The 22,920-nt window shown below is 62.7% G+C and carries 14 protein-coding genes; 9 read left to right on the top strand and 5 right to left on the bottom strand.

Annotation, left to right across the window (positions count from 1 at the left end; all coding sequences use genetic code 11):
* The first annotated feature begins 30 nt into the window (after positions 1–30).
* The gene (locus ABD906_RS15865) at positions 31–1,290 is read left to right on the top strand and encodes a serine hydrolase domain-containing protein (protein WP_345100647.1); all 1,260 of its coding nucleotides are present in this window, start codon (positions 31–33) and stop codon (positions 1,288–1,290) included.
* A gap of 336 nt (positions 1,291–1,626) precedes the next feature.
* Here ABD906_RS15865 and rnd read toward each other — a convergent pair whose 3' ends face one another.
* Entirely contained in the window at positions 1,627–2,802 is a 1,176-nt protein-coding gene (gene rnd, locus ABD906_RS15860) for a ribonuclease D (RefSeq protein WP_345100646.1), read from the bottom strand.
* A 219-nt stretch (positions 2,803–3,021) separates the two neighbouring features.
* Between rnd and aspS the strand changes: the two genes are divergently transcribed.
* Positions 3,022–4,806, top strand: a complete 1,785-nt coding sequence (gene aspS / locus ABD906_RS15855; protein ID WP_345100644.1) for an aspartate--tRNA ligase — start codon at positions 3,022–3,024, stop codon at positions 4,804–4,806.
* Positions 4,807–5,160: 354 nt separating this feature from the next.
* Here aspS and ABD906_RS15850 read toward each other — a convergent pair whose 3' ends face one another.
* Positions 5,161–6,345 carry a hypothetical protein gene (locus ABD906_RS15850; RefSeq protein ID WP_345100642.1) on the bottom strand — a complete coding sequence of 395 codons (1,185 nt, stop codon included), beginning with the start codon at positions 6,343–6,345 and terminating at the stop codon, positions 5,161–5,163.
* 197 nt (positions 6,346–6,542) lie between these two features.
* On the opposite strand from ABD906_RS15850, the gene parC reads away from it, so the two are divergent.
* On the top strand, positions 6,543–8,798 hold the full coding sequence (gene parC, locus ABD906_RS15845; protein ID WP_165278759.1) for a DNA topoisomerase IV subunit A: 2,256 nt from the start codon (positions 6,543–6,545) through the stop codon (positions 8,796–8,798).
* An 800-nt stretch (positions 8,799–9,598) separates the two neighbouring features.
* Positions 9,599–12,061 (top strand): DUF7507 domain-containing protein, encoded by a 2,463-nt coding sequence (locus ABD906_RS15840; protein ID WP_345100640.1) that lies wholly within the window; start codon positions 9,599–9,601, stop codon positions 12,059–12,061.
* 270 nt (positions 12,062–12,331) lie between these two features.
* Here ABD906_RS15840 and ABD906_RS15835 read toward each other — a convergent pair whose 3' ends face one another.
* The 3 genes from ABD906_RS15835 to hemB form a co-directional block, all read right to left on the bottom strand.
* Positions 12,332–15,820: a hypothetical protein gene (locus ABD906_RS15835; RefSeq protein WP_345100638.1), complete on the bottom strand. Its 3,489-nt coding sequence runs from the start codon at positions 15,818–15,820 to the stop codon at positions 12,332–12,334.
* Positions 15,821–16,084: 264 nt separating this feature from the next.
* Positions 16,085–16,849 carry an arginyltransferase gene (locus tag ABD906_RS15830; protein ID WP_165278756.1) on the bottom strand — a complete coding sequence of 255 codons (765 nt, stop codon included), beginning with the start codon at positions 16,847–16,849 and terminating at the stop codon, positions 16,085–16,087.
* 170 nt (positions 16,850–17,019) lie between these two features.
* Complete coding sequence (hemB, locus tag ABD906_RS15825; protein WP_345100636.1) at positions 17,020–18,048, bottom strand: porphobilinogen synthase; 1,029 nt, start codon at positions 18,046–18,048, stop codon at positions 17,020–17,022.
* Positions 18,049–18,263: 215 nt separating this feature from the next.
* Between hemB and ABD906_RS15820 the strand changes: the two genes are divergently transcribed.
* The 5 genes from ABD906_RS15820 to nrdR all read left to right on the top strand — a co-directional run bounded on the left by ABD906_RS15820 (position 18,264) and on the right by nrdR (position 22,919).
* On the top strand, positions 18,264–18,689 hold the full coding sequence (locus tag ABD906_RS15820) for a DUF6163 family protein (protein WP_345100634.1): 426 nt from the start codon (positions 18,264–18,266) through the stop codon (positions 18,687–18,689).
* Between the two features lie 153 nt (positions 18,690–18,842).
* Positions 18,843–19,358 carry a transcriptional regulator LdtR gene (gene ldtR / locus ABD906_RS15815; RefSeq protein WP_165278753.1) on the top strand — a complete coding sequence of 172 codons (516 nt, stop codon included), beginning with the start codon at positions 18,843–18,845 and terminating at the stop codon, positions 19,356–19,358.
* Between the two features lie 231 nt (positions 19,359–19,589).
* Positions 19,590–20,846 (top strand): L,D-transpeptidase family protein, encoded by a 1,257-nt coding sequence (locus ABD906_RS15810; RefSeq protein ID WP_165278752.1) that lies wholly within the window; start codon positions 19,590–19,592, stop codon positions 20,844–20,846.
* Between the two features lie 192 nt (positions 20,847–21,038).
* On the top strand, positions 21,039–22,349 hold the full coding sequence (glyA, locus tag ABD906_RS15805; protein WP_165278751.1) for a serine hydroxymethyltransferase: 1,311 nt from the start codon (positions 21,039–21,041) through the stop codon (positions 22,347–22,349).
* Positions 22,350–22,454: 105 nt separating this feature from the next.
* The gene (gene nrdR / locus ABD906_RS15800) at positions 22,455–22,919 is read left to right on the top strand and encodes a transcriptional regulator NrdR (RefSeq protein ID WP_165278750.1); all 465 of its coding nucleotides are present in this window, start codon (positions 22,455–22,457) and stop codon (positions 22,917–22,919) included.
* Position 22,920 lies beyond the last annotated feature (1 nt).

Below are 22,920 nucleotides of genomic sequence, written 5' to 3'. Positions count from 1 at the left end.
GTTGCCACTTTCGGGGCATAACTAGTCTACATGAAAGCGATTCTTGCCCTGATCCTTTCCTGCGCCTTGGCCGTTGCAGGGCCACTGGCCATCGCTTCCGCCGAGGAGGCTCCCGCACATCAGCAGGCCGAGACGGAAGCGCCGCCCGGTCAGGCGGCGCGGGCCGCAGTGCCTGCGGAACCCGAGCGACGGGCCGAGGCTCCTGCCGGTCCGGGAGAGCAGGCCGAAGACGCGACCGAGCCGGCAACAGAGACCGAACCGGCGGCCAATGCCCCGGCACGGCCAACCGGGCCGTCGGAGCCATCAGAGCCGTCAGAGCAAGCGGAGGCGCCGGCGTCCTCGCTCGCAGGCATTGTCGAGCAGGCCAAAGAGCTCGATGCGCTCGAAACGCTGATCGTTGCGCGCGACGGCGAAATTCTCGTGGAGGAGGGGTTCCGCGGGCACACCACCACGGCGACGACCAACATCAAGTCGGCGTCCAAGTCGGTGATGTCGGCGCTGGTAGGCATCGCCATCGAAAAGGGCATTCTAGAGGGCGTTGACCAGAAGATCGCACCGATCCTGAAGGACAAGCTGCCGAAGGATCCGGATCCCAGGCTCGATGAAATCACCATCGGGCACCTTCTCTCGATGCAGGCGGGACTGAAACCGACGTCGGGCGAGAACTACGGCCGCTGGATCGTCACGCGCGACTGGGTGGCGTCGGTGCTGGCGCAGCCGTTTGATGACGACCCCGGCGGCGCCATGCTCTATTCGACCGGCAGCACGCATCTGCTCTCGGCCATCCTCACGCGCAGGGCGGGCAAGCCCACCGCGGAGCTGGCGAAGGAATGGCTCAAGCCCGTTCCGGGATTCCGCATCGGGCACTGGCAGCGTGACCCGAAGGGCATCTATATCGGCGGCAATCAGATGGCCATGAGCCCGCGCTCGATGCTGGCCTTCGGCGAACTTTACCGAAACCGAGGCAGGGCAGGCGACGCGCAGGTGGTCCCGGAAGACTGGATCGAGCAGTCTTGGACGCCCCGCACCCGCTCTATCCGCAGCAACGACGAATACGGCTACGGTTGGCATATCACCCGCATGGCGGACCGGACGGTCTATTACGCCTGGGGTTTCGGGGGACAGATGATCTACATCTGCCCCGATGCGAAGCTCACGGTGGTGATGACTTCCGATGAAAGCCGGCCCTCCGCCAGCAACGGCTACCTCGACAAACTCCGCCGGCTCGTGGAGGAGATCATCGTGGCGGTGGGCGAAGGGGAGGAAGGTCTGGCGGAGGTGGAGCAGTAGAGGATAGACGGAAAGAGAGCCGCTCTCTTGCCAGTTAATTGCCTTGCTTCATACTTCGGCAGGCTCAGGATGAAGAGCGGGGTTGGTGGCTTAGAATATGGGCGGGGAAGGTCTGCTCCGTGTGCGAGGCAGGGCAGGTTGGGCAAGCTGAAACCGGCCTTCATGGTACGCCTGACGAACATGGGCGGTCCGGCAGGGTACCGGACTGTCTTGATGCCTCCGTTCCTGCATTTTCCTTTGAGAGCCTGCCCGCTCGCGGTGCGGTAAACGCTGCAGTAGAGTCGCTCTGCTTCTGTTGTGCCAACGGCTTGGCCGCCCGCGGACGGGGCCTTCAGATCACTCCTGCTCCTCCGCCGCGGGCTCGATCGGAAACACCCTGATACGGCGGTTTTCGAAGCGGATGCCGAGCTCGCCATTGAGCAGTTTCAGCACCTGCTCGCCGAAGACCTCACGGCGCCAGCCGGTGAGGGCGGGGACGTCCGCCTTCTCCCCATAGGCCGCCAGCTGCTCGATGTCGTCGCTGGAGGCCAGCATCTTCGGCGCCACGCCGATCTGTTCCGAGACCAGCTTTAGCACGACCCGGATGAGCTCGGCGGCCGCCGAGGTTCCTTCCGGCAGAGCCGGAGGGCGGGGCAGTTTGGGCAGCTTGTCCTTCGGGATGCGGAAGGCGGCATTGATGGCCTCGAGCAGGCCCGCGGCATTGTTCGACCGCTCCCAGCCGCTCGGGATGCCGCGCAGCCTTCCCAGGGCCGCGAGGTCGCGCGGCTGCTGCTGGGCGATTTCGTAGAGCACGTCATCCTTCAGCACGCGGCCGCGCGGAATGTTGCGTTCGCGCGCCTCGCGCTCGCGCCAGGCCGCGACAGACTTGAGGACGGCAAGCTCGATCGGCTTGCGGGCCCGCATCTTGAGGCGCCTCCAGGCATCGTCCGGATGCAGGTCGTAGGTCTCGCGGGAGGTGATGACGGCCATCTCCTCCTTCAACCATTCAGCGCGCTGCTCGCGCTCCAGGCGGTCGCGCAGGTTTTCGTAGACCGGGATCAGGTGCGTGACGTCAGCCAGCGCGTATTCCAGCTGGCGCTCGGAGAGCGGCCGGTTGCGCCAGTCGGTGAAACGGGAGGTCTTGTCGAGCTGAACGCCCGTGATCTTCGCAACCAGCTGATCATAGGAGACGCTGTCGCCGAAGCCGCAAACCATCGCGGCGATCTGCGTGTCGAACACGGGTGAGGGGATCAGGCCGCCCAGATGGTAGATGATCTCGATATCCTGGCGGGCGGCGTGGAAGACCTTCGTCACATGCTCGTTGCGCATCAACTCGAAGAACGGGGCGAGATTCATGCCCGGGGCGAGCGGATCCACCAGAACGGCCATGCCGGGTGTCGCCATCTGGATGAGGCAAAGCTCGGGCCAGAATGTCGTTTCCCGGATGAATTCCGTGTCGACCGTGACGAACGGGGATTCCGACAGGCGATTGACGGCTTCCCGGAGTTCCTGAGGGGTGCGCAAAAGTTCCATTGGCCTTGTTTATGCGCTGTTTTTTCAAATGTGAAGCGCAAGCGAAGAGTCACCGCAAGTTGCCACCAGCTGATTGGTGTGGAGCATTTACGCGGGATCGGCTAGAAGAGCCGCATCCGATTGCCACGCCTTGACAAAGGCGGGCTGTCATGCGCTTCTCCCGCCAACTTTTGTGGGCCTTCTGGGTGTTTGCCCAGCACCAAGGAATGGATAGAGACCATGCACCGCTACCGCAGCCATAACTGCGCTGAACTCAGAACCTCTCATGTCGGCCAGACCGTGCGCCTTTCCGGATGGGTGCATCGCGTGCGAGATCACGGCGGACTGCTGTTCATCGACCTGCGCGACCACTATGGCGTCACGCAGATCGTCGTGGATCCGGATTCGCCCGCGTTCAGTCTGGCCGAGCGCGTTCGCGGTGAGTGGGTCATCCGCGTCGACGGCGAGGTGAAGGCGCGCGCCGCCGAGGCCATCAACCCGAATCTCGCCACCGGCGAGATCGAGGTCTATGCCGGCGAGCTTGAGGTGCTCTCGCAGGCGGCCGAGCTGCCGCTGCCGGTCTTCGGCGAGCCGGACTATCCGGAGGACATCCGCCTCAAGTACCGCTTCCTCGACCTGCGCCGCGAGACGCTGCACAAGAACATCGTGCGCCGCACGAAGATCATCGCCGAGATGCGCAAGCGGATGCAGGAGGCCGGGTTCACCGAGTACTCCACACCGATTCTGACGGCCTCGTCGCCGGAAGGCGCGCGCGACTTCCTGGTGCCGTCGCGCCTGCACCCCGGCAAGTTCTACGCGCTGCCGCAGGCCCCGCAGATCTACAAGCAGCTGATCATGGTGTCCGGCTTCGACCGGTACTTCCAGATCGCGCCCTGCTTCCGCGACGAGGACCCGCGCGCCGACCGCCTGCCGGGCGAGTTCTACCAGCTCGATCTGGAAATGAGCTTCGTTACCCAGGAAGACGTGTTCCAGACGATGGAGCCGGTGATACGCTCCATCTTCGAGGCTTTTGCCGACGGCAAGCCGGTCACGCAGAAGCTGCCACGCATTCCCTATGACGAGGCGATGCGCAAGTACGGCTCGGACAAGCCGGACCTTCGCAACCCGATCGTCATGGAGGACGTATCGGAGCACTTCCGCAACTCGGGCTTCAAGGTGTTTGCCAACATTCTCGCCAACGACCCGAAGGCGGAAGTGTGGGCAATCCCGGCCAAGACCGGCGGTTCGCGCGCCTTCTGCGACCGTATGAACTCCTGGGCGCAGAGCGAAGGCCAGCCGGGCCTCGGCTACATCTTCTGGCGCAAGGAAGGCGACGTGCTCGAGGGCGCCGGTCCGCTCGCCAAGAACATCGGTCCGGAGCGCACGGAAGCCATCCGCACGCAGCTCGGCCTGGACGATGGCGACGCTTGCTTCTTCGTCGCGGGCGATCCGAAGAAGTTCGTGAGCTTCGCCGGTGCGGCGCGCACCCGCGTGGGCGAGGAGCTGAACCTTATCGACCGCGACCGCTACGAACTCGCCTGGATCGTCGACTTCCCGTTCTACGAGTGGAACGAGGAGGAGAAGAAGATCGAGTTCGGCCACAACCCGTTCACCATGCCGCAGGGCAGCCTCGAGGCGCTCGATACGCAGGATCCGCTCACCATCAAGGCCTATCAGTACGACATGGTCTGCAATGGCTACGAGATCGCCTCGGGCGGCATCCGCAACCATCTGCCGGAGGTAATGGTGAAGGCGTTCGAGATCGCCGGCTTTGACCGCACGACAGTCGAGGAGCGGTTCGGCGGCCTCTACCGCGCGTTCCACTACGGCGCTCCGCCCCACGGCGGCATGGCGGCCGGCATCGACCGCATCGTGATGCTGCTCTGCGGCGCCAAGAACCTGCGCGAGATCACCATGTTCCCGATGAACCAGCAGGCGGTCGACCTGCTTATGGGTGCCCCGGCGGAAGCCACACCGCAGCAGCTGCGCGAGCTGCACATCCGGCTCGCTCCGCGCCAGGACTGACGGGCCCCGGCATCCGTCACGGATCAAAGGAAAAGGGCTCTTCGCGACCGCGCGAAGAGCCTTTTCTTTGGGGCAGTCCCCGCTGCTCCGGATCATTCCCGGCTGGCCGTGTCGTGAAGCCCAACTTTTCAGCATTGCTTCCAGGCCGGAATTGGCCAGCATCAGCGCCAGCGGGTGGGATATATCCGGCTTCAGCGCAATCTTGGGGCGGGGATGGTCAAGGAGGGCTTCGAGCGCTTCGGCCCGCGCGGCATCCCCAAACTTCTTTCCAGAAGCAATGTATGGTGAAAAATGGGAAGGACCTCTTCGACCTGAAGAAGAGGTCCTTCTGCACGGGAATATTTGGTTGGAAAACTACTGATTGGCCGTGATTGTCAGGCCGAGCTGCTTGATCAGCATTTCAGGGGCTGCCATGGCCGCCGCGAACATCATGAAGGGAACCGGCGTGGCAGGCTTGGCCGCCAGTTCGATGTTGCGCGGATTGTCGAGGAAATCGCCAACGGCCTTTGCCGCCGACTTCGCGAAATCATTGCCGGTGAAGGGGGCCAGCTGGTTTTCCACCGTTTCGCGAACCGCCTGGATCAGAACACCCGGTTCAACACCCTGCTCGTCGGCGATGTGGTTCAGCAGGCGGCCCGTGACGCTGCCGTCGTCAAAGCGGATCGAAAGACCGTGGAACATGAGCTGCTGCATCAGTCCCAGCGCGGCCATGCCCATGTCGGAATCCTGGGTATCGCCGTCGCTCTCCGCAACAATCGCCCTGAGGCTCCTGATGAAGTCGGGCGTGTAGCCGCTGAGGTCTGTGGTCAGGTTCAGCGCACCGACCTCCTCCATCGCGATCTCGAACTTGGTGAGGGCAAAGCGACCGTCGGACGGATTCCAGAGACCGGTCATCTGCATGCTGCCGGTGATGTCGTCGTAGTCGATCTCCTGGAGCATATCGACGAACTCCTCGTCGTCATCCTTGTCATCCAGGGCCATCAGGTTGATGTTGAAGCTTTCGACTTCGGTCACGTTCCTGAAGGCACCGTCGGCATCGACCGTGACGCGCGTCGTGACGTTCTCGACCAAAAGAAGATCCTGGTCATAAAGATCCGCTTCGATGGTGGCGATGTTGACCGCGTCGTAGCGGGTGACGCCCGCGAAGGGATCGGAGTCGGAATCCTTCGGCAGGATGAGCCCGAGCATCTCGAACTCCTCCATCTCCACGGTCGTGACGTCGGTCTCCTGCACGGCGCGCTCGACGTAGAGGCGGCCGATGCGATAGGCTCCGTCCGCGTCTTCGGACACATCCTCCAGAAGCACGTCGCCAAGCTCCACGGGATCGTCGCTTTCCTCAAACGACAGCTTGGCGCCGCGCAGGACGACGTCGTCGCCGTCGACATCCGCCGATTCATAAGTAAGCTGGGTCTGCTGTTCGGCGAGAATGCCTTTCAGGCGCTCTGCCGCGTCCAGGGCCTCCACAGCCTGAGCAGCGGAGAGGGAAAGGGCTGACACGGCGCTGGCCAGCAGAAAGGTCTTCAGTCCGGTTCGTTTCATCGGTTCCTTCCAGTTCTCGAGTGTTCGCCGCATGCGCAATGGCTGTGGGGGACTGACTGTTTAGCCGGCTGGCAACATGGCCTTTCTCGCGGATGCCTGTCAATTTTCCTGCACATTCACTGCACAGGAGGCCCTGAATCTGTCGGCTTTCTGTCGTCACACTTGTTCCGAATCACTTCGTCCGTTAACCGAAACCCATGGGAAAAGACATGCTTCCGCCCTCTGACGGCGGCGATTCGGCCGTACCGGTGGACCTGAAAAAAGCGCTGGAAGAGCGCTATCTCGCCTATGCGCTGTCGACCATCATGCACCGGGCCCTGCCGGACGTGCGGGATGGCATGAAGCCAGTGCATCGGCGCATCATGCACACGATGCGCCTGCTGAGGCTCAACCCCGACCAGGGCTTTGCCAAGTGCGCCCGCATTGTCGGCGACGTGATGGGCAAGTTCCACCCGCACGGCGACCAGTCGATCTACGATGCGCTCGTGCGCCTCGCGCAGCCTTTCATGATGCGCTATCCGCTGGTCGATGGCCAGGGCAACTTCGGCAACATCGACGGCGACGGTGCGGCGGCCATGCGCTACACCGAGGCGCGCATGACCGAGGTGGCGGTCGAGCTGCTCGAAGGCATCACCGAGGACGCAGTCGACTTCCGACCGACCTACAACGAGGAGGACGAGGAACCGGTCGTCCTGCCGGGCGCGTTCCCGAACCTGCTGTGCAATGGCTCATCGGGCATCGCCGTGGGCATGGCGACGTCCATCCCGCCGCATAATGCGGCGGAGGTCTGTGACGCGGCGATCGCGCTCATCGACAATCCCGACTGCACCACCGACGACCTGCTGAAATACGTCAAGGGGCCTGATTTCCCGACCGGAGGCGTTCTCGTGGAGAGCCCGGAGGCCATCCGCGAGGCCTATGAGACGGGTCGGGGCGGCTTCCGCCTGCGCGCGCGCTGGGAGAAGGAGGATCTCGGCCGCGGGCAATGGCAGATCGTGATCACCGAGATCCCCTATGGCGTGCAGAAGTCGCGCCTGGTGGAGAAGATCGCGGAACTGATCCTCAGCAAGAAGCTGCCTCTGCTCGACGACGTGCGGGATGAAAGTGCCGAGGACATCCGACTCGTGCTCGTGCCGAAGAGCCGCACCATCGAGCCGAATCTCCTGATGGAGTCGCTGTTCCGGCTTACGGACCTCGAGATCCGCTTCCCGCTCAACATGAATGTCCTGTCGCGCGGCAAGGTCCCCTGCGTGCTTTCCCTCAAGGAAGTGCTGCGCGAGTGGCTGGACCACCGCCGCAACGTGCTCCTGCGCCGGTCACGCCATCGCCTCGGTGAAATCGAGAAGCGACTGGAGATCCTGGCCGGCTACCTCATCGCCTATCTCAACATCGACGAGGTGATCCGGATCATCCGCGAGGAGGATGAGCCGAAGCAGGAGCTGATGAGGCGCTTCAGCCTCACCGACGTGCAGGCCGAGGCGATCCTCAACATGCGCCTGCGCGCCCTGCGCAAGCTCGAGGAAATCGAGATTCGCACCGAGTTCGATCAGCTTTCCGAGGAAAAGCGGCAGATCGAGGGCTTGCTCGGATCCGAGGAAAAGCAGTGGAAGACCATCCGCTGGGAGGTCGGCAAGGTCCGCCAGACCTTCGATCCGGACAAGAACCCGTCGCTCGGCAGGCGCCGCACGACCTTCGGCCAGGTGGCCGAGCATGACCTCGAGGACGTCCAGCAGGCGATGATCGAGCGCGAGCCGATTACCGTGATCCTGTCCGAGAAGGGCTGGATCCGCGCCATGAAGGGGCACATCACCGACCTGTCGTCGCTGTCGTTCAAGGAGGGCGATGGCCTGAAGCTCGCCTTCCACGCGCAAACGACGGACAAGATCCTGATGCTGTCCACGGGCGGCAAGTTCCTGACGCTCGGCGCTGACAGGCTGCCGGGCGGGCGGGGGCACGGCGAGCCGGTGCGCATCATCGTCGACCTCGAGGCGGACCAGGACATCGTCACGGCGTTCCCGTACAATCCGGATCGCAAGCTGCTGGTCGTCTCTTACGCCGGCAACGGTTTCATCGTTCCCGAAAAGGAAGTGCTCGCCAATACGCGCAAGGGCAAGCAGGTGATGAACGTCAAGGCGCCGGACGAAGCGCGGTTCTGCGTGCCGGTCGAGGGCGACACGGTTGCCATCATTGGAGAAAACCGGAAGCTGCTCGTCTTCCCGGTTTCGCAGATCCCGGAGATGGCGCGCGGCAAGGGCGTGCGCCTGCAGCGGTACAAGGACGGTGGCGTGAACGATGTGAAGACGTTCAACATCGCCGAGGGCCTGACCTGGCGCGATTCCGCCGACCGCGTCTACACGCGCAGCCGCGAAGAGCTCCTCGAATGGACGGGCGACCGGGCCGCGGCGGGTCGCATGGCGCCCAAAGGCTTCCCGCGCACCGGGAAGTTCGGCTGACGGGTTTTTCAGCCGGTCGCTTCTGACCGGCTGGCTGCTTCTTCCATCCTGCCAGAGGCCGCCCGCAAGGCGGCCTTTTTTATCAGCTTGTCCGGCGAAAAGACCTCCAACAACATCGTGTTTTGTGACCTCGGCGGCAGGCGGCTGCTTGTACCGTCGCGATTCGACGCGCCCTCCGATCGTGGCCTGTATTGCTACGGTAACCTACTGGCAGAAATAGATATGGTTGTGCACACGGAGGACTGAAATTCGTAGCGAGTTCTGCCGGCACATCGACGTCCTCAAGACTGGAGAGACATATTTGGATCGCCAGGGGGCCAATGGAACTTCTCATGAATGTTGGAACGCATGATATCCGGATGGCGCAATCCATCTGTCACCTGCCTTTCTCCGCGCGCTGGCTGTTTTGCCTTGCGGCACTGGCTGGCTTGGGCACGCCGGCGTACTCACAGGTTCAGCGCAGTTTTATCAACCTCAGCTTCGAAGACCCGCTGGTGGGGTGCACGCTGCCCTCCGGGACTGGTGCTTACCAGGTAGCCAGCTCCGTCGTGCCAGGCTGGGAAACGACGCATTCCGTAAGGTCAGGTGGAGCCTGCACGAATATCAATGGGCAGCTAATCGAATTGTGGAAGGACGGTTTCCAGTCTTTCAATGCCCATGACGGCAGCTGGTTTGCGGAACTGAACGCGGATGAGCCCTCCAATCTCTATCAGACGGTGTGTCTTTTTCCTGGCGACATCGTCACCTGGCGTTTCGCGCATCGTGCCCGTGTGTCGGGGGGCGCCGGCGGTAAGGATGGCATGGCTTTCGAAATATCCGATGCGCTCGACGACAAGACGGTATGGGAAAATCCGAGGCTAATCGTCGAGGTGACCACACCGGGAACATCCACGCCGAGCAATCACGGCCAGGTCGAAGCCTGCGGGACGGAAGGGAGCGGTCTAGCGAGCGTGACTTGCAATGCTGTTCTCGTGGAGAACAACTGGACTGTCTACAGCGGCAGCTTCGTCTGGGAAGGGGAGGCGGCATTGCGCCGGTTCGGCTTCGTAGCGAAGGAGACAGCATCGGCAAACAGATCGGTTGGCAACTTTCTCGACTCGATCTCACTTGAGGGCATCACACCGATCGTGCAATTCTCCAAAGACTATCATGAGGAGCTGGAAGGCGTGGACACCGAGGCCAACTTCCCCATCCAGCTTCTAGTCAGCGGCAAGCCTGAAGTCCCGCTCCAGGTGGACGTGGTGGTCGAACCAATCACTGCCGACGCCAACGACCTCACCACAACGACACTCACCATAACAGTTCCGCCGGGCAACTATGCCGGGACGGCGTTCCAGATTCCGCTGGGCATCCTCCCGGATGGGGTGCAGGAAAACCGCGAGCAGTTTGCCCTCCGCCTCATTGATAAGCCCGGGGAAGGAGGATATCGCGTTTTCAGCACCGAAGTATGCGGGGCGCCTGGTATCGCCACAGCGACCTACACGATCCTCGACGCCCACATTGCGCTGCAGAAGATCGGCACCTTCGTCGATGTCGCCGGCGGCATCGCCCCGGACGGCTCGCCGATCAAGAATGCCGGCGACCGCATGGACTACGAGTTCATCGTCACCAATACAGGCGACATTGCGCTCACCGATCTGATCGTCACAGACACCATCATCGGCACCCCGACGCTTGATCCGTCCCGCTCGACCCTGGAGGCGGACGGAACCTTGCCGCCGGGCGGCGTTGCCGTCTTTGTCGCCAGCTACACGCTCACCCAGGAGGACGTCGACAGCGGCATCAAGGAAAACGTCGCCACCGCAACCGCCTCCATCGTCGGCTATCCGGACCAGCCACAGCTCACCGCCTCCAGCGACCACACCGAGCCCATTCCCCACATTCCCAGCATCTCCATGGTCAAGGAGGGTCGCTTCGATCCCGAAACCGACGACGGCGATGGGCTGCCCGACCCCGGCGAACGGCTGCGCTTCGACATCACCGTCACCAATGACGGCAACATCACCGCTTTCGACGTCTACCCGGAGGACCCGGGACCGACCTTCGACGGACAGCCCGGCACCGGCGTCATGTCGCCCTTCACGCCCGGACCCTCGACCATCCTGCCGGGCCAGTCGGTCGTCTTCACCGCCTTCTACACGCTGTCCACGGAGGACATCGCCTACGGCTCAGGCCTCGAGGACTCCGTGAAGAACCAGGCTTCGGTCAATGCCACCGACCCCACCGGCGCTCCGCTCAAGGGCGAGATGCCCAGCCCGATGGCGCTCACCATGCCCGGCTTCGGTGTCGAGAAGCAGGCGCTCATCACCCAGACCCAGCGCGGCGGCAGGGTGCCCTACGTCCTCATCCTGAAGCCCATGGAGCTGATCAAGCGCTCTCCCATCCGCCTCGTCGATATCATGCCCGCCGGCTTCGGCTACATTCCCGGGACGGCGACCGTCGACGGCGTGCCACACGAGCCCGTGGTCGAGGGGCGGCGGTTGTCCTGGGAGCTGGAGGTCGATCCCGGCAAGGACGTCGAGGTCCAGCTTACGCTGGGCGTGTCGGCCTCCGCGCCGTTCGGCGAGTTCACCAACACGGCCCAGGCCGAGCGCATCGACAATGACGTCGTCTACCGCCGCAAGGGGCAGGCGACGGTGGAGATCATCCCCGAGCCGGTGTTCGACTGCGGCGACATCATCGGCAAGGTGTTCGACGACAGGAACCGCAACGGGTACCACGATGAAGGCGAGCCGGGCGTTGCCGGCGCCAGGGTGGTGAGCCTGGAAGGCGTCCAGACCACAACGGACGCGCACGGCCGCTTCCATGTGGCCTGCGCCGACCTTCCCGGCAGCCGCATCGGGAAGACCTACATGATGAAGCTCGATCCGCGGTCGCTGCCGTCGGGCTACCGGATCATCAGCGAAAACCCGCGGGCGGTGCGGCTGACGGCGGGCAAGACCACCGACGTGAGTTTTGCGACGGCCTTCACCCGGGTGGTGCGGCTGGACATCACCGGCAGCGCCTTCGAGCAGGGCTCGGAGCAGCTGATGACGCAATGGCAGGAGCGGATCATCGCGCTGATTGCGACGCTGGAAGCAGAACCCTCCGTGCTGCGCATCGTATACCGGGCGCAGGGGGATGAGGGAGCGCTTGCCAGGAACCGTCTGCGGCAGCTGCGCCGCATCGTCCAGGAGCAATGGCGCACCAGCCCCAACCGCTACCGCCTCGAGATCGAGACGAGCCTCATGAATGGCGGCCCCGCCATGACATCCGGAGGGTAAACCCGAGCAGATTGCGGCAGGCTGGTCTGCGAGCCATCAGTTATGAACACGCGAGACAGCCGCTGCATACGGGTGAAGTGGAACGCCTCTCCGCCCGCTCCTGGTTTCTGCATGGTGAATCGCGAAAGCTGGAAGCGGCAGGGCGGTGGTCGGGTGGACAGCCTTTCCATGAGCCAGTGGGGCCGGTGGGCGCCCCCGGCCGCCGTTTCCCCCGATGTTGTGACCCGCGGGTTGCCTCGGGCCGGCGGCCACCTTACCCCTCACAGGCCGTCAGTTCGGCTGGAATACAATAGGCGGTGATGCTTCCGGAAACCGCATGGCGCCGCCGGAGATGACGATTATCTCGATGTCCAGCTTGTACCGGCTGGACTTTTGCGTCCAGTGATCGATGATGAGACGACGCAGTTCGCGCAGTCGCTGGTGTCCAGCCCCGTTGCCCGCCTGGCCGTGATAGACGATCCTAAGGACAGACGGCTCGGTCTCGAGCATGGCAATCAGTTCGGGAATGGTCTGCTCCCATCTCGGCGAGAGGGTCACCGATCCGGTTTCGAAGGCGCTATCGTTCACGTCGACGCGCACCACACGCGTGACGGAGGCGGCAAAGTCGATACTGGTGAGCTTGCCTGCGGTCAGGCGCACCACCCGGGGATTTTCGCTGATGATCCGGTAACCGGAGGGGAGGGAGCGAGGATCCAGCTTGAGGATGAAATTTCGGCCGATCCTGCTGTCGGGAAGATCAGCGCACGGAATGTGGAAGCGACCGTGGCTGTCCGTGACGACCTGTACGCCCTCGGGGCTTGCCACGCGAGCTCCCGAGATGCCGCCTTCGCCGTCGTCGTGATAGCCGTTCCGGTTCTCGTCGTCGAACACCTTGCCGATGATGTCGCCACAGTCGAACATCGGTTCGACAGAGATCTCGAAGGCGGCGGAGGTGCCGACAATCTCTCTGCCGCTCGGATCACGCAGTCCAGCGCGGTTGCTGTAGGAGCCAGGCTTGAGCGAGGGTTGCGCCCGCATCTGCAGGTCGACGGTCGTGGTGGAGCGGGGTTCCAGGCGGGCGATCGTGATCTGGACCGAACGGCCGTTCACGATGGGCGTGACCGGTTTTCCATCGATGGTTGCCGATCCCTCCACAAACGTGAAGCCCGCGGGCATGACGTCAGTGACGACGACGTTCTGAACCGGGGCGCTCGCGTGGTTGGTCACCTCGATCGAGAAGGGGAGGTTCATCCCCCGGTCGGCCGTGGGCATGTGGGCAACTTTGGCGAAGCTGATGTTCAGCGTCTCGAAATCCAGACAGCCCGCTCCGGCTCTGTTGCAATAGTCGGCGCCGGGATAGCGCTGCTGGGAACCGCCATCTCCGCGACCGCCGGAGCCGCTGCCGTCGCCACCGCCCTGTTCCTCGAGCTCGGCCTCGAAAACCCGGGGGGAATATGCAATGTTTCGCAGCGAGGCGGTGCCGGGAGGCAGGACGTCGGCTACCCTGACGTCGTAGACGACAGTCACGGGCTGTCCCGGGTGGACCGGGATGTTGCGCCAGACAAGCGGAATCGGACCTTCCGGCTCGGCCGCGCCTGCAGTGCCCCGCGTGGAACCGGGCACATAGGTCGAATAGTCGGAAGGCACGTCGCCAAGATCGAATATCGCGGGCGCTTCGCCCTCATTGGTGAGCGTCACCTCATAGGTGAGGATTTCTCCCGGTTCGGCAAGATCGGGCTGGTTTCCGCCGGACTCGCCAATCAGCTTCTTGCTGATGCTTACCCAACCGGAAGCCACGGTTTCAGTGCAAACCGTGCCAATGCAGTTGGTGATGCGGGCCTTTCCCTGTGGCAGGACGGCCGATACCCTGGCCTGGTAGGTCACGGTTGAAGTTCCCGGGGGAAGGACGAGGCCATTCCACTTCAGGGGGCGGGTGGAAACCGGCTCCATTCCGGTGGCGACGCCTCCCGTCGAACCCGGGACGTAGGTCAGGTTGGTGTCGAGGTTGTCGACCAGATTGTAGAGCGCATTGGCTGTCCCGTCGTTGGTCAGCGTGACGGTATAGGTCAGGATCTCGCCGGGTTCGGCGACACCAGGCAGGCTTCCGCTTTCCGCGGTGAGGGACTTTTCGATGGCAATGTCATTGTTGGTGACTGTACAGCTGGCAACGTCGTTGTCGGCCAGGGTGATGGTGTTGGAAACGGTGGTGACTCCGTTGAGCGTACAGGTAAAAAGACTTGCACCGTAGCCGGCGGGACCTTCTTCGGACAGCGTGTAGGTGCCGACCGGAACCGACTGGGTCTGGCCGTGCGCGAAGCGGTATTCGGCGGTGCCACTGCCCGCAATCAGGGTGAAGTCGGACGGAGATGCCGTGCCACCGCTGTCGTTGATCACCTCCTTGCTCAACGTGAGTTCCGCTGCCATGTCGACATTCGTGATGGTGCAGGTGATCTTCTGACCCCTGTCCACGGTGATCTGGTTCGAGGGGGAAACCGGGATCGAAGCGCCCGAGAGTTCCTCGCACACGAACGTACCCGCGGCCTTGTAGCCATTCACCGGATCCTCGGAGAGGGTGTACACACCGGGTTCCACCTCGACCAAGGTGACGGCTGGAGAACCATGACGCCCGCTGAACGAGGTCGGGCCGCTGGCACGGAGCGTAAAGCGGTCCGGAGTGAGCGTGCCCACTCGCGTGTTCTGAACCACCTTCTTCAGGGTGAGGCTGGTGGGCGGAATGTAGGTATTCACGAACTCGCATACCGCCGTGTCATAGGGCGTGAGGGAAACTGAAGTTCCGGTCACCGTCGAGGACGAGGTACCACCGCCCTGCAATGCAGTCTCAATGTTGCAGGTTATGTCTTGCGCATAGCCAACCTGCGCGGGGGCAGGCTGTTCCGAAAGGGCGTAGGTTCCGGGTTCCACAACCACGCTGGTGACCGCAGGATTGCCGGATTTGCCCTGAATCGTTTGAGCGGGACCGGACGCAACCAGGGTGAAGTCGGCCGGTGTCATGGTTCCGCCGTTGACGGTCTTTCGGAGAGTCAGCGAAGGTTCGCAGAGGCTCTCGCTGGTGAACTCTGCCAGGAATCCCTGCACAGTTCCTATCGATCTGATATGGACGATGAGTTCGTTCTGTCCATGCTGCCACCAGGTGCTATCGAACTTGTAGGAGGCGCCCTGGCCTGTCATGAAGGACTGTACGTGCCAAGGGTTGTAGTCCCCGATCGATTCAATCCAGCGCGGCACTACACGCTGGCCATTGACGTAAATGTCATAGATCGTGTCATCGGCATAGAAGGACATCTGCGGCTTGAAGGATTCCAGATTGACCGCATTGTCGATGACGAAAACAAACCTGTAGTAGAAATCCTCCAGGTATGTCTCGTTTAGCGGCCCGTGAACCCCATCAGTAGCATGTGAAATCCAGAGCGCGCCCCCCGTCGGCACATGCCAACCAGGTCTGTTCAGTACGACCGACGTTGGCTGCCACGGACCCGGGGGTGGCGGATATGCGGTGGTGTCGCGGAAAGTCGGGTTCATGTAGTAGGCGTTGTTGGTATTATTCTGCACATTTTCCGTCGTCCGCTTGACGGTCCAGTATATTGTCCCGCTGTTGTCGGTCATCCCGGTGTTGAAAATGGAGGCACCGGTGAAACAGTCCACCACGGGAATGGCAGGCGAAGTCTGGGCCTGCGAGGTCGTGGGCGCCGAAAGAACCAGCAGAACAGTGCCGGAAAGAATCCCGATAAGTCTTGCAGGGCCAGATTTTGTCGGTGTCATGAGCTTTCAAAGTATATTTGCTTATGAGCTATTCATTGAGGCTTAATATTATTTTCGAAGTATTATGTGTAGACTTCATGCAATACGTCATCCTTTTCACGTAATGCATGCGGGTTGTTGGCCCGCGTATTCTAAGACATCAGGAAGCGTACGTCCCCGGACCTCCGGTATCGTTACCGTAAGACAGCAGGATGGTTCAGCTCCGGCGGTGTGTGGTGGGGACGTATGGTCCCTGCGCTGGCGGGGAGGCCCGGGGGCGGGCCGTCAGCGGGAAAGTTCGGGAGACGCGAAGCGCTGCCAGCCGCTCGGGCCAAGATGCTCCTGGGGCTGGTAGCGGATCTTGTAACCCATCTTGCGTGAGCCGTTGACCCAATAACCCAGGTAGACATGGGGCAGGCCGTCGCCGCGGGCGCGGCGGATGTGGTCCAGGATCAGGAAGGATCCGAGGGAACGCCGCTCCAGTTCGGGGTTGTAGAAGGAGTAGACCATTGACAGGCCGTCGGAGAGGCGGTCGGTCAGCGCCACCGCGACCAGCTCGCCTTCTCCGCGTCCCGTCACCCCTGAATCGGGGCCGCGGAAGCGGTACTCGAACACGCGGGTGGGCACATGCGTGTCCTCCACCATCATCGCATAGTCGAGCATTGTCATGTCCGACATGCCGCCGTCGGGATGGCGCGCGTCGAGATAGGTGCGGAAGAGGGAATACTGCTCCGCCGTGGCCTCCGGGTTCCGCTCCTCGCCGATCAGGTCAGCGTTCATCTTCAGGATCCGGCGCATGTTGCGCGACGGCTCGAACTCGCGCACGAGGATACGCACCGAAACGCAGGCCCGACAGCTTTCGCAGGCGGGACGGTAGGCAATGTTCTGGGAACGGCGGAAGCCGCCCTGGGTCAGCACGTCGTTGAGTTCCGCCGCGCGGTCGCCGACCAGATGCGTGAATACCTTGCGCTCGAACTGGCCGGGCAGGTACGGGCAGGGAGACGGTGCCGTCAGGAAGAACTGTGGCGTATGACCCAGCTGCTGCATCATGTGCGCTCTGACCGTAATTGCGCTTCCCGCCACGAAGGGCGGGCGAATGAAAATAGTACCCCATAGCCCCGGCTTGGCAACATACCCTGCGGCACCGGCATCAAAAAATAACCCCGGCCTTCCGTCGGAAAGACCGGGGGCGAAATCAGGGCCCGTTGTGCAGGGAGAGGTCAGGCCTTCAGGCGTTCGGCAACTTCCACGGCGAAATAGGTCAGGATGCCATCGCAGCCGGCGCGCTTGAAGGCGAGCAGGCTTTCCAGCATCGCCTTCTCGCCGTCGATCCAGCCATTCATCGCCGCGGCCTTGATCATCGCGTATTCGCCAGAGACCTGATAGGCGAAGGTCGGCACCGCGAAGGTGTCCTTCAGCCGGCGGATGATGTCGAGATAGGGCAGGCCGGGCTTGACCATGATCATGTCAGCGCCTTCGACCAGGTCCTGCTCGGTCTCGCGGATCGCCTCGTCCGTGTTGGCCGGGTCGATGTAATACGTCTTCTTGTCGCCCTTCAGGAGGCCGGCGGTGCCGATGGCGTCGCGATAGGGCCCGTAGAAGGCGGAGGCGAACTTGGTCGCGTAGGACATGATCGCCACTTCCTGGAAGCCGTTGGCGTCCAGCGCGTCGCGGATCGCGCCGATGCGGCCGTCCATCATGTCGGACGGGGCAATGATGTCGGCGCCGGCGGCGGCCTGCAGAACCGCCGCATGGGCAATCTGCTCCACCGTCTCGTCATTCAGGATGACGCCGTTGGAAAGGATGCCGTCGTGCCCGTGACTGGTGAAGGGATCAAGCGCCACGTCGGTGATGACGCCGATCTCGGGCACCGCCTTCTTGATGGCGCGGGTCGCCTTGTTGATAAGGTTATCGGCGTCGAGGATCGCCGAACCGCGGTCATCCTTCTTTGAAATGTCGATCTTCGGGAAGGTGGCAACCGCCGGGATGCCCAGCTTGGCGGCGCGTTCGACAGCGCGCACGGCGAGATCCACGGTCATCCGCTTCACGCCGGGCATGGCCGCCACGTCCTCCTCGCGATTCTCGCCCTCGATCAGGAAGATCGGCCAGATCAGATCGTCCACGCGGATGTGGTGCTCCTGCACCAGCCGGCGCGACCAGTCGGCCTTGCGCATGCGGCGCAGGCGCCGGCTCGACGTGATTTCATCCACAGAGCGGAGAGCGGTCTTGGAGGGGGTCATCTTGTTCATTGAAACTCTCCTGTTTCCACAAAAGCTACATCACCGCTGACGGTCCAATCAACAAGGCATGGCAGCCGGACGAATCCGGCGCGACGGGCGGCACCGAGTGACGGCGGGTTTGACCATATTCTTGCAAACCTATCAGGAATCACGAGGATGCACTATCATCGTTCGGCGAGAGGGCAAAGGGAAACCGGGATCCTGCAGTCCCGGCGAGGGTATCAGTGTCGGAACATTTCACTGGGCAGATCGCCGTCAGGCCGTCGCCTGCCCAATATGGCCTGGAGATACTTCAGCGCGCCGTCGCGCTCCTGTGTCTTGTGCAGGGCGTGCTGTACTGGACGCGGCTCATCGGTCTTTATCCGTCCGAGGAATGGAGGTTCGACCTGCTGCCGGCCTACTGGCGCATCGCCGCAGGTTCGCTCGCCGTCCTGTTCCCCTTCGCGTCTGTCGGACTTTGGACGCTGGCCTCCTGGGGCCCAGTCATCTGGTTCGTGTGCGCCGCGTCGGAGACGGTCATGTTTACGTTCATGTCCGATCTCTTCGGTTTCCGTCCCTGGGTCGTTGCCGGACATCTGCTTACGGCGGCGTGCTACGTGGCGCTTCGCATCGCCGTCCACCGCGAGGAAAAGAAGCAGGAACAGGAGTGAGTTTCCGGGCGTTCAGCCGTGGCGCCCGAACCCGCGGGCGTAAAGCTCTGTTAAGTGTGCCATTTAAGCACAATTTTAGACGCGGGGCCTACAAGTGCCGCCAAGGTGAAGAAAAACAACAAGCTCACCAGGCGTCACACGAAAGGCACTGTCATGATCAATCCCGGAATTGGCTCCCGGAGTCCGTCCTCGCCCCGTCAGGGTGGCGCACGGCTGCGGACGCTCTATCTGCAGACCCTCAACCTGGTCGAACGGCTGCACCGCAGGCTGCAGGAGGTCGTCAAGGACGAGTTCGAGCGGCAGCGCAGGGACGACATCAACGCCATCCAGGCCATCCTGCTGTTCAACATCGGCGATTCCGAACTCTCGGCCGGGGAGCTGCGTTCGCGCGGCTACTATCAGGGGTCGAATGTCACCTATAACCTCAAGAAGCTGATTGAGCTGGGCTACATCCATCACCAGAGGTCCGACGCGGACCGGCGAACCGTCCGTATCAGCCTCACGCCAAAGGGCAAGGAAGTCGCGGCTATCGTCGCCCGGCTCTATGACCGCCACATTCGCGCGATGGAGAAGGCCGGGGAGATCAACGCGGAGGAGTTCGGCCGGATGAATCAGGCGTTGCAGCGCCTCGAGAAGGTCTGGAACGACAGCATGGAGCACCGCATATGACGGTACGGCCCCGTATTTCCATGTTGCGGAAATGCAACAGCTACCCCTTGCGGGCCGGTTTCAAATAAGCGTGAGTGGATCAGTCACGCTAATACCATATTTCAATCAGAAGGAGATGAACCCATTTCAAAAACATGGGACCGGGGCACGTTCATATTCTCAGAATGTTAACGGTGTTCCGACCATTAATGCTGCATGGATCGTGCGTGAGTTAACAGGTCGGGTGAACAGATGAAATCCAGTCGCCGTCATTTCCTTGCCGGTGCCGGTGCGGCGGTTGCTTCCGCGGTCGCCGGTTCGGCTTATGCGCAGAATGTCATTGACTCCATTCTGCGAGCACCGCGTCGCGGTGTCTGGAACGACCAGTTCGACGCGGGGGTCTCCTCCGCGCAGCGCGTGTCTAGCAATCAGGCAATCCTCAATCCGATCAACATCGGGTACGTGCAGAACGCCATCGCGCAATACTCCCAGATCGTCGCGAATGGCGGATGGCCGATGGTGCCCCCCGAAAACAAGCTGCAGATCGGCGTCGTCCATCCGGACGTGGAAATCCTGCGCCGCCGTCTGATGATCTCCGGCGACCTTTCCCCGCAGGCGGGCATGTCGCCGGCTTTCGACACCTATGTCGAGGCGGCGCTGCGGCGGTTCCAGGCCCGTCACGGCCTGCCGGCCGATGGCGTCACGGGCCGCTACACCTATTCGGCCATGAATGTCAGCGCGGAGGTCCGCCTCGGGCAGCTGCAGACCAACCTGCAACGCCTCATGGACTGGACGGCGCGTGACCTCGGCCACAGGTTCGTGATGGTCAACATTCCCGCCGCGCAGATCCAGGCGGTGGAGGGCGGCCGCGTCGCGCTCAACCATACGGCCGTGGTCGGCAAGGTCGACCGTCAGACGCCGATCCTGTCCTCGAAGATCAATGAGATCATCCTTAACCCGTACTGGAATGCGCCGGTTTCGATCGTCAAGAAGGACATCATCCCGGTCATGCGGAAGAACCCCAACTACCTGCGGGACAACAACATCCGCCTGATCGCCCCGGACGGCCGCGAGGTCGATCCGATGACGATCGACTGGTCCACGGACGAGGCGGCCAAGTACCGCTTCCGCCAGGATCCGGGCAAGATCAACGCGATGGCCTCGGTGAAGATCAACTTCCCGAACCCGCACGCGGTCTACATGCACGACACGCCCGAGCAGCACATCTTCCGCGATCAGGAGCGGTTCCATTCTTCGGGCTGCGTGCGCGTCCAGAACGTGCGCGACCTCGTCACCTGGATCCTGCGCGACACGCCGGGCTGGGATCGCCGGACCATCGAGCGCACCATCCAGACGGAGGTCGACAAGCATATCCCGGTCGCCGATCCGGTGCCGGTGCATTTCGTCTACATCTCGAGCTGGGCCACGGGCGATGGCGTCGTCCACTTCCGTGACGACATCTACGGCTTCGACGGCGCCCGCGAACTGCAGATGTCCAGCACGCTCTGACCGGCACGACCCGTTCCGCTTTGCAAGGCCGTCCCAAGGGGCGGCCTTGCTGTTTTGGCCGGCGGGCAAAGAAAAATTCACTGCCCCGATACGAAATGCGGCGGATAGTCCTTGGTGGAGGGGGGTGAAAAGTGCTAAGCCGCCCACATTCTGCCGCCCTATCATGAGTGCAAGTCAAAGGAAGATAGCGCTATGGCCACTGCCTCAGCCGATCCGAAAGTCACCGAGGCCTTTTTCACCCGTCCGCTGGAGGAGGCCGACAAGGCCGTCTTCGAAGCGATCCGCAACGAGCTCGGCCGCCAGCGGCACGAGATCGAACTGATCGCCTCCGAGAACATCGTCTCCCGCGCGGTGATGGAAGCCCAGGGTTCGGTCCTGACCAACAAGTATGCCGAAGGTTATCCGGGCAAGCGTTATTACGGTGGCTGCCAGTATGTCGACGTGGTGGAGGAGCTCGCCATCGAGCGGGCCAAGCAGCTGTTCGGCTGCAACTTCGCCAATGTGCAGCCCAATTCCGGCTCGCAGATGAACCAGGCCGTGTTCCTCGCATTGCTGCAGCCGGGCGACACCTTCATGGGTCTCGACCTCAACTCCGGCGGTCACCTGACCCACGGCTCCCCGGTCAACATGTCCGGCAAGTGGTTCAACGTCGTCTCCTACGGCGTGCGCCGTGATGACCACCTGATCGACATGGACGAGGTGGAGCGCAAGGCTCACGAGCACAAGCCGAAGCTGATCCTCGCGGGCGGCACCGCCTATTCGCGCATCTGGGACTGGAAGCGCTTCCGCGAGATCGCCGATTCCGTCGGCGCCTATCTGATGGTCGACATGGCTCATATCGCGGGCCTCGTTGCGGGCGGCGTGCATCCGTCGCCGATTCCGTATGCGCATGTGGTCACGACCACGACCCACAAATCGCTCCGCGGTCCGCGCGGCGGCATGATCCTCTGCAATGACGAGGAGATGGCCAAGAAGATCAACTCGGCGGTTTTCCCGGGCCTGCAGGGTGGACCGCTGATGCACGTCATCGCCGCCAAGGCCGTGGCGTTGGGCGAGGCGCTGCAGCCGACCTTCAAGGAGTATGCCAAGCAGGTGGTGGCCAATGCCCGGGCGCTCGCCGAGAGCCTGAAGGCGGCCGGCCTCGACATCGTGTCCGGCGGCACGGACAACCACCTGATGCTGGTGGATCTGCGTCCCAAGAACGCGACCGGCAAGCGCGCCGAGGCTGCCCTTGGCCGCGCCAACATCACCTGCAACAAGAACGGCATTCCCTACGATCCGGAGAAGCCTTTCATCACGTCCGGCATCCGCCTCGGCACGCCTGCGGGGACGACCCGCGGCTTTGGCGAGGCCGAGTTCCGCGAGATCGGCGGCTTCATCGCCGAGGTGCTGGATGGCCTGAAGGCCGCCAACTCCGACGAGGGCAACCATGCCGTCGAGGAAGCGGTCAAGCAGAAGGTCATCGCGCTCACCGAGCGCTTCCCGATCTATCAGTATCTCTGATAACACGCTCTGCCGGTCCCCTGCATTGGCGGGGGACCGGAACCTTTTCTGACCACAGGGAGAGATCGCCTTCAGGGCGATTGGTCATGCGAGGAACCGGACCGGATGCGCTGCCCCTATTGCCAGTCTGAAGACACACAGGTGAAGGATTCCCGTCCTGCCGACGATGGCAGTGCCATCCGGCGCAGGCGCTCCTGCCCGGTCTGCGGCGGCCGCTTCACCACTTTCGAGCGCGTGCAGCTGCGCGAGCTGACGGTCATCAAGAAGTCGGGCCGGAAGGTGCCGTTCGACCGGGACAAGCTCATGCGCTCCTTCGACATTGCGCTGCGCAAGCGTGACGTGGATCCCGACCGCGTGGAACGCGCCGTCAACGGCATCGTGCGGCAGCTCGAAAGCTCGGGCGAAAGCGAAATTCCTTCCGAGCAGATCGGTCTTCTCGTGATGGAGGCGCTGAAGTCGCTCGATGACGTGGCGTATGTCCGTTACGCGTCGGTCTATCGCAACTTCCGCGAAGCCCGCGACTTCCAGGAAGTGCTCGGCGAACTCAAAGGCGAACCGGAGGTTGAATAGC

Origin of the sequence: Chelativorans composti (assembly GCF_039541695.1) — a bacterium.
In the GTDB taxonomy this organism is placed as follows: Bacteria; Pseudomonadota; Alphaproteobacteria; order Rhizobiales; family Rhizobiaceae; genus Chelativorans; species Chelativorans composti.
This window is presented reverse-complemented; position numbering and strand designations above follow the sequence as displayed.